Origin of the sequence: Devosia sp. (assembly GCF_036406155.1) — a bacterium.
Taxonomy (GTDB): Bacteria; Pseudomonadota; Alphaproteobacteria; order Rhizobiales; family Devosiaceae; genus Devosia_A.
This window is the reverse complement of sequence record NZ_DASWVV010000113.1, coordinates 1-7425: the sequence shown is the minus strand read 5'-3', so window position 1 is coordinate 7425 and position 7425 is coordinate 1. Positions and strand designations below refer to the sequence as shown.

Here is a 7425-nt window from a genome sequence, read left to right as displayed (position 1 = left end):
GCCACCCGCCGCGCCCCGCGAGACCGTGTTTGCGGCGACGAGGCCGCTGGGCGGCAGCATCGCGCTCAGCGGCAAGGTGCCGGCCGAGCCGATGATCCGCTGGCTCGGCGTCGTCGCCGGCAAGGTGCCGGTCGACGGCCTCGCGGTGGGCACGGGCTTCCCCGAGGATTTCATCCCGTCCGCCAATGCCGGCATGCGCGCCCTGCTGCAGCTGGCCGACGGCCGGCTCGCCTATGACGGCGCCGGCTGGGCGCTCACCGGGCGCGCCTTGTCGGCGGCCGAACGCGAGGCGGCGCTCGCGGCGCTGCCGGCCGCGCCTGGCTGGCAGGTCGATGTCACGCTCCTGCCCGAGATCGAGCTCTGCCGCATGAAGGTCGACGCGTTCGCGGCGCGCAACGCCATCCTGTTCCAGTCGGGCAGCGCCAGGATCACCGCCGAGTCGGAGCCCGCCCTCGACGAACTCGCCGGCTATCTCGCCATCTGCCCGGAGGCGACGGTGCATGTCGAGGGCCACACCGATGCCGACGGGGCCGCCGAGCTCAACCTCGTGCTGTCGGTGGCGCGCGCCGAGGCCGTGGTCAACGCGCTGATCGCGCGCGACGTGCGCCCCGAGCGGCTCTACGCCATCGGCTACGGCGAGAGCCTGCCGGTCGCCGACAACGACACCGCCAAGGGCAAGCAGGCGAACCGCCGCATCGTCTTTACCGTCCTCGACGAGCACCGCTAGCCATGTCCATGGATTCGCTGCTCTATCTGCTCGAGATGTACTGGCCGTTCGTGCTCGGTGCGCTGCTCATCGGGGTGGCGACGGGATGGTTCACCTATCCGCGGCCCGGCGAATAGCGGCGGTTACCACTCATGCCCAACGCCGCCCTGATCGTCGAAACCGCGCTGCTGCTGCTCGCCGCCTTCCTTGCCGGCTGCGTGCTCGGCTACGGCCTGCGCCGGCTGACCCTGGGGCGGGCCGCCGCCGCAACGGCCCCGGCGCCGGTGGCGCCGGAGGCGCCGCCGTCCGGCCCCGATCTGGTGGTCGCCCCCACCATCGCGCCCCTCGTTGCGCCGCCCCCCGCCACTCCCGCCGCCGCCGTCATGCAACCGGCCCGCGTCGCCGGCCAGACGACGTCGGGCAAGCTCGTCCCGGCGCCCGTGCTGTCATCATCCGCAGCGCTTGCCGCAAGCGCCCCGCCGGGCCCGCCCGAGGCCGAGTTGCAGCACCGGCTCGACGCCGAGTCCGAGCTCGCCGCGATGCGCGCCATCGAGGGCAACTGGACCCCACGCGCGGCGCCGCGCGCCGGCCACGTCGAACTGCCCGAGCCCATCGCTGGGGCGGCGGCGGAACCCGGCGAACCGCCATCCGGCAGCATGGGCTGAGCCGGCCTCGCGGCTACGCCGCCTTGCGCGGCTTCAGCACGCGGCGCACGAATTCGGCGATCGGGGCGACGTCGTCATGGGTGCTGAGCAGGGCCGGGGAGGCCTGGCCCTCGATGATGTAGCCCTCCGCGTCGCGGCGCCGGCGCAGCATCTCGTCGAAGGTCTCGCGCCGCAGCTGGTCGGTGAGCTGCGTGCGCATCAGCATCAGCGGCACCCCGTCGAGGGCGTGGAACAGCGGCCATTGCGCCACGAGGATGTCGTCGTGTTCGAACGCCTCGAGCATGCGGATCAGATGCGGGTCGAACAGCGGGCGGACGCGGCCGCGCTTGTCGAGATAATGCGTGCGCGCCGCCAGCACGTCGAGCATGCGATCGGAGATGCCGGGATAGCTGCTGGCCAGCATGCGCCGGAACATGGCGCGCAGACTGGCCGGGCCGCGCGAGCCGTCGAGGTCGGTGAGGTTGTTGCGCAGCCGCACCAGCCCGCGCGGGTCGGACACGGGCCCGGCGTCGATCAGGATCGCCCCGGCGATCAGCGTCGGCCGCTGCGCCGCCAGCGCCATGAGCACCTGGCCGCCATAGCCCTGGCCCATGAAGATGGCGCTTTCGATGCCGAGCGCCGCGCACAGCTGCGACAGGTCGCGCGCATCGACGGGGGAGGCATACAGGCTCTTGTCGCCTCGGTCCGAGGAGCGGCCGCGCCCCTTGAGGTCGGCCAGCACCACCGGCAGGCCGTGGTTGTAGCCGTTGTGCAGCTGCTGCAGGAAATCGGCGAAGTCGGACATGTTGCGGTGGTAGCCGGAGACGGCGACGAGCGGCGGCTGCCCGATCTGCAGCCGGCCCGCGACGTGCACCGCCATGTGCTCGCCGCCCGGGCCGACGGTGAGCGAGGTCACCGGCAGGGCAGCAAAGGCCGGGTGGTCGGCGGGGACGATGCGCTTTCCGAACATGGCCAAAGCCATAGCAGAGCGCCGGCCGGGCGCAAGGGCGGCGGAAACGCCCTCCCTAGCCGGGGATGCGGCGCAGCGCCTGGGCGATGGTCATGTCGTTGCGGCCCAGCCGGGTGCGGTAGACCATGTAGTTGCCGAGCACGCGCTGCACGTATTTGCGCGTTTCCTGGAAGGGGATGAGCTCGACCCAGATCACCGGGTCGACCTTGTCCGAGCGCGGGTCGCCATAGGCCTCGATCCACTTGCGGGCGTTGCCGCCGCCGGCATTGTAGGCCGCGGCCGCCAGCACCAGCGAGCCCTCGAAGCGCTGCAGCTGCGCGGCGAGATAGGTGGAGCCGAGCAGGGCGTTGTAGGCCGGATCCGAAGTGAGCCGGCTCTTCGAGTATTCGACGCCCATCTTCGCCGCGGTTTCGCGCGCCGTCTCCGGCATCAGCTGCATGAGGCCGCGGGCCCCGGCGGAGGAGACGGCGTCGACCTGGAAGCGGCTCTCCTGACGCGTGACCGCATAGACGGCCGCCTTGTCGATGGAGGCGAGCTGCGCCGCCGGCAGCCCGTCCTTGGGGAAGCTGAACAGGTCGAGCGGAATGCCGCGCCGCTCGGCGGTGTCGGCGATGGTGATGGCGAGGTGGTGCGCCCCCAGCGATTGCGCCAGGCGCGCCGCCAGCAGCAGTTCGCCGCCGTCATTGAGGTCGTGGGCGAAGCCGCGCAGCAGCGGTACCGCCATCTGCGCCTGGCCATTGGCTGCAAGCAGGCGCACCGCCCGCACCACCTCGCGGGATTCGAACGCGGCCTCGCTCTGTGCCCAATCGGGCAGGCCGCGCAGGTGCACCCCGGTCATGCCCAGTTCGGCCCGGGCCAGGAGGCCGTAATAGACCGTGCCGTAGCGGGCCGCCGCGGCATAGGCCTCGTTGGCGCCGAGCTTGTCGCCCAGATCCGCCCTGGCGCGGCCCAGCCAGTAATTGGCCTGGCTCACCGTGTCCGGCAGCGTCGACAGTTCCCGCATCTGCTCGAAATGCGGCAGCGCCGCCTTGGCGTCGCGCAGGAAGGCGTAGGCGATCCAGCCGGCGTGGAAATGCGCGTCGACCAGGCGGCCCTCCGGCCCCTCGCGGTAGCCGGCGGCAGCGCGGTAGGCGAGTTCGGGCTTGCGCAGCGCCAGCAGCTGCCGGGTCAGCGTGCGCCGCTCGTACCACCATTCGGCAGCGTCGGGCAGCTTGCCGCTGGCCTTGTCGAGCCAGGCGACTGCGTCGTCCCACAGTTCGAATTGCCGCGCGCGCTGCGCCCTCGAGAACAGGTACACCGGATGGGTGCGGAACGCCGGGTCGACGGCATCGAGGAGCTGCTTGGCGTTCTTGGCGTTGCGCGACACCGCGATGCGGGCCCGCGCCAGCGACGCCTGCCCCGCCGACAGATGCGGCAGCAGCCGTTCGACCCCGCTGGCGCGGTCGTGCATCATCAGGTGCACGGCCCGCGCCCAGTGGGCGTCCCGGTCGAGCAGTGACCCGAGGCGCTCGAGCACGCGACTTTCGGTCGGCCGGTCGAGGAAGTTCTCGGTCCAGATCGCCCGCGCTATCCGTCCCGCCCGCGCCGTCTGGCCGTCCTCCACATAGGCGAGGGCCAGCGCGATCTGTGCATCGACGGTGTTGGGCATGGCGCCGCCGAGCAGCTTGATGACCTCGGCGCCGTCGGCACCCGCCCGGGTCAGCGCCTGCTCGAGCCGGGTCTTGAACACCGCGGAGCCGGCGAAGGCGGGCGCGTCCTGGGAGAAACGGAGTACCGACGCGTAGTCGATGGCGCCGCCGCCATAGTAGATCGCCGCCCACTGCACGGCGCGGCGTTCGACGTCGTTCGCAAGGCTCCTGGCCAGCTCGTAGGCGGCCGCCTCGTCGCCGGCGTCGAGCAGGCCGAGGGCCTTGCGGAAGGACGCCGAGGACGCCTCGCTCCCGGCAGCGGCGCGCAGGTCGATGGTGCCGGTCACCACCGGGTCGACGCCGTCATTGGCAGCGGTCGTCAGCGGCTGCGCGAAGCAGACCCCCAGCAGGAGGACGAGCCCGCCTCCCAGGCTATGGCGCCACCCTCGATACGCACTGGCCATGGCAACTGTCCTGTTGGTCCCCGGTACAAACCCAACAAGGCGCCCCCACCCCTTGCAGTCGTTTCAAATTGTGCCCATTCGAGGTGAACAATCGGTTGCTGCTCGGTTCCCTTGCGGTGTGCGGCCCGCCATGCGCGTGCTTGCTTGTCGCGCCGCAACAGAAAAACTATGGTGCGCGACTGTGGCCGGGCGATGAAGCGGATATGGCCACACTTTGACGACAAACTTTCCCTATCGGCCGCCGACGCTGCTGGCCGGGAGCCGCCCCAGGAGCGGCACAACGCAAGGAACAGACCGCAAAATGCTGAGAGGATCCATCACGGCGCTCATCACCCCCTTCGTCAACGGGGCGGTGGATGAGAAAGCCCTCTCGGCCCTGGTCGACTGGCAGATCAAGGAGGGTACGCATGGCCTGGTGCCGGTCGGCACCACCGGCGAGAGCCCGACGCTGACGCATGACGAGCATCGCCGGGTGGTGCAGATCTGCGTCGAGGTCGCCAACAAGCGCGTGCCGGTGATCGCCGGTGCCGGCTCGAACTCGACGGCCGAAGCCGTCTCGCTGGCCCGTTTCGCCGAGGAGGTCGGGGCCGACGCCGTGCTGTCGATCGTGCCCTATTACAACAAGCCCAACCAGGAGGGCATGTTCCAGCACTTCTCTGCCGTCGCCAGCGCCACCGGCCTGCCGGTGATCCTGTACAGCGTGCCGGGGCGCACCGTGGTCGACCTCACGATCGACACCATCGTCAGGCTGCGCGAGGCACACGACAACATCGCCGGCGTGAAGGACGCCACCGCCAGCATGGAGCGCGCCAGCCTGCAGCGCGTCCGCCTGGGCGACGACTTCTCCCTGCTTTCGGGTGAGGACATGACCGCGCTGGGCTTCAATGCGCATGGCGGCAATGGCTGCATTTCGGTGACGTCCAACGTCGCCCCGCGGCTGTGCTCGCAGTTTCAGAACGCCTGCCAGCAGGGCAACTATGCCGAGGCGCTGTCGGTGCAGGACAAGCTGGTCCACCTGCACAAGAACCTGTTCCTCGAGCCCAACCCGCAGGGCGTCAAATACGCGGCATCGAGGCTCAAGCTGTGCCGCAACGAGTTCCGCCTGCCGCTGGTGCCGGTCACCAAGGCGACCGAGGAGGCGATCGATTTCGCGCTTCGGCACGCGGGGCTGCTGCCCAACTAGAACATGGCCGTCAAACCGAAGAAACCCGCCATGCTGGTGTCCGGCACGGTCGCCGAGAACCGGCGGGCGCGCTTCGACTATGAGATCCTCGATACGCTCGAGGCCGGCATCATGCTGACCGGCACCGAGGTCAAGTCGCTGCGTACCGGCAAGGCGCAGATCAGCGAGTCTTACGCCTCGCCCGAGCGTGGAGAGCTGTGGCTGATCAACGCCCACATCCCGGAATACCTGCAGGCCAACCGTTTCAACCACGAAGAGCGGCGGCCCCGCAAACTGCTGGTCTCGCGGAAGGAACTGGCGAAGCTGACGGACGAGGTGCAGCGCAGCGGCAACACCATCGTGCCGCTCAAGCTCTATTTCAACGAGCGCGGCAAGGCCAAGCTCCTGCTCGGCCTGGCCAAGGGCCGCAAGAGCTATGACAAGCGCGACGTCCTGCGCGACCGCGACTGGAGCCGCGACAAGGCGCGCATCATGAAGGAAGGCGGGCGGGGCTAGAGACTCGGCCCGGGGGCGCCGGTGCGGCGCGTCGCTTCCCGCTATCCGCCATTCACATATCTGGCGGCCCGCCCGATCACATCCTCGAACATTGCCGCCGTGAGCACGCCGGTATTCGTGTTGTAGCGGGAGCAGTGGTAGCTGTCGAAGAGCCGCGCCCCGCCGCTGAGGGCGTGCTCTGCGCCATGCCCGAAAGGGTAGGGCGCGCGGCGCTCGCCCAGCGCCGAGAGCAGCGAGTCATGGGCGATGCGGCCCAGGGCGAGGAACGCCCGGGGCTCGGCGGCCGCGATGGTGGCGACGAGGAAGCGCCGGCAGGTGGCAATTTCGGCGCCCGTCGGCTTGTTCTGCGGCGGTACGCAGCGCACCGCATTGACGATGGCGACGCCATGCAGTTCGAGACCATCGTCGGGGCGCTGCTGGTAGACGCCGGAGGCCAGGCCGAACTTGATCAGGGTGCTGTACAGCAGGTCACCGGCATAGTCGCCGGTGAACGGCCGCCCCGTCCGATTGGCGCCGCGCAGGCCTGGGGCCAATCCGACGATGAGCAGGCGGGGGGCTTCGTTCCCCCAGACGGGAACCGGCGCGTTGAACCAGTCCGGGAACTGCCGGCGGTTCTCGGCGCGAAAGGCCGCGAGACGTGGACACAGGGCGCAGTCCGCGGACGGCGTGATGGAAGGTGCGGCCAAGAAATCATCCGTCGAAGGCGGAAGTCACGCGTCCTTATCGGCGGCGGCCGCGGTGCGGTCAACTCCGTGGGTGCGGTCCGCCGTCGAGGTGCGGTCCGCGGCTGGGGTGCGGTCGGCCGGCGGCGTGCGTCCGACGGTCTTGGCCAGCTCGGCGACGTCGAGGAAGAAATCGGCCTGGCGCCGCAGGTCGTCCGAGATCATCGGCGTTGGGGTGGTGAGGGTGGAGGCCACCGTTACCCGCTTACCACGGCGTTGCAGCGCGGCCACCAGGGCGGTGAAATCGCCGTCGCCCGAGAACAGCACCAGATGGTCGTAGTAGCTCGCCATCTCGAGCGCGTCCACGGTCAGTTCGATGTCCATGTTGCCCTTGATCTTCCGCCGACCGGCCGCGTCGGTGAACTCCTTGACCGGCTTGGTGACGACCGTGAAGCCGTTGTAGTCGAGCCAATCGATGAGCGGGCGGATCGAGGAGTACTCCTGATCCTCGACCAGTGCCGTGTAATAGTACGCGCGGAGCAGATAGGACTTGCTCTGAAACTCGCTCAGCAGCCGCCGGTAGTCGATGTCGATACCGATCGCCTTGCTTGTCGCGTACAGATTCGCGCCATCGATGAACAGAACGACCTTTTCACGCGGGTCGATAGACATA

Annotated in this window: 8 protein-coding genes; 4 read left to right on the top strand and 4 right to left on the bottom strand. The window is 69.6% G+C overall.

What is annotated here, in order from left to right; translation table 11 throughout:
* The coding region (locus VGD93_RS07070; protein ID WP_395010585.1) for an OmpA family protein at positions 1-727 on the top strand (727 nt) is incomplete at its 5' end.
* 131 nt (positions 728-858) lie between these two features.
* Complete coding sequence (locus VGD93_RS07065) at positions 859-1371, top strand: hypothetical protein (protein ID WP_395010583.1); 513 nt, start codon at positions 859-861, stop codon at positions 1369-1371.
* Between the two features lie 13 nt (positions 1372-1384).
* On the opposite strand, the gene VGD93_RS07060 is transcribed toward VGD93_RS07065, so the two are convergent.
* On the bottom strand, positions 1385-2320 hold the full coding sequence (locus tag VGD93_RS07060; protein ID WP_395010581.1) for an alpha/beta fold hydrolase: 936 nt from the start codon (positions 2318-2320) through the stop codon (positions 1385-1387).
* A 55-nt stretch (positions 2321-2375) separates the two neighbouring features.
* Entirely contained in the window at positions 2376-4412 is a 2037-nt protein-coding gene (locus VGD93_RS07055; protein ID WP_395010579.1) for a lytic transglycosylase domain-containing protein, read from the bottom strand.
* Positions 4413-4713: 301 nt separating this feature from the next.
* Between VGD93_RS07055 and dapA the strand changes: the two genes are divergently transcribed.
* On the top strand, positions 4714-5595 hold the full coding sequence (gene dapA, locus VGD93_RS07050) for a 4-hydroxy-tetrahydrodipicolinate synthase (protein WP_395010577.1): 882 nt from the start codon (positions 4714-4716) through the stop codon (positions 5593-5595).
* A 3-nt stretch (positions 5596-5598) separates the two neighbouring features.
* Positions 5599-6090, top strand: coding sequence for an SsrA-binding protein SmpB (gene smpB / locus VGD93_RS07045; RefSeq protein ID WP_395010576.1), 492 nt, complete (start codon positions 5599-5601; stop codon positions 6088-6090).
* 41 nt (positions 6091-6131) lie between these two features.
* On the opposite strand, the gene VGD93_RS07040 is transcribed toward smpB, so the two are convergent.
* Positions 6132-6776 (bottom strand): uracil-DNA glycosylase, encoded by a 645-nt coding sequence (locus VGD93_RS07040; RefSeq protein WP_395010575.1) that lies wholly within the window; start codon positions 6774-6776, stop codon positions 6132-6134.
* A gap of 24 nt (positions 6777-6800) precedes the next feature.
* Positions 6801-7424, bottom strand: a complete 624-nt coding sequence (locus VGD93_RS07035; protein WP_395010574.1) for an NYN domain-containing protein — start codon at positions 7422-7424, stop codon at positions 6801-6803.
* Position 7425 lies beyond the last annotated feature (1 nt).

Coding starts and splice junctions, on each gene's coding strand:
- VGD93_RS07065 (WP_395010583.1), top strand. CDS start 859: ATGCCCAACGCCGCCCTGATCGTCGAAACCGCGCTGCTGCTGCTCGCC.
- VGD93_RS07060 (WP_395010581.1), bottom strand. CDS start 2,320: ATGTTCGGAAAGCGCATCGTCCCCGCCGACCACCCGGCCTTTGCTGCC.
- VGD93_RS07055 (WP_395010579.1), bottom strand. CDS start 4,412: ATGGCCAGTGCGTATCGAGGGTGGCGCCATAGCCTGGGAGGCGGGCTC.
- dapA (WP_395010577.1), top strand. CDS start 4,714: ATGCTGAGAGGATCCATCACGGCGCTCATCACCCCCTTCGTCAACGGG.
- smpB (WP_395010576.1), top strand. CDS start 5,599: ATGGCCGTCAAACCGAAGAAACCCGCCATGCTGGTGTCCGGCACGGTC.
- VGD93_RS07035 (WP_395010574.1), bottom strand. CDS start 7,424: ATGTCTATCGACCCGCGTGAAAAGGTCGTTCTGTTCATCGATGGCGCG.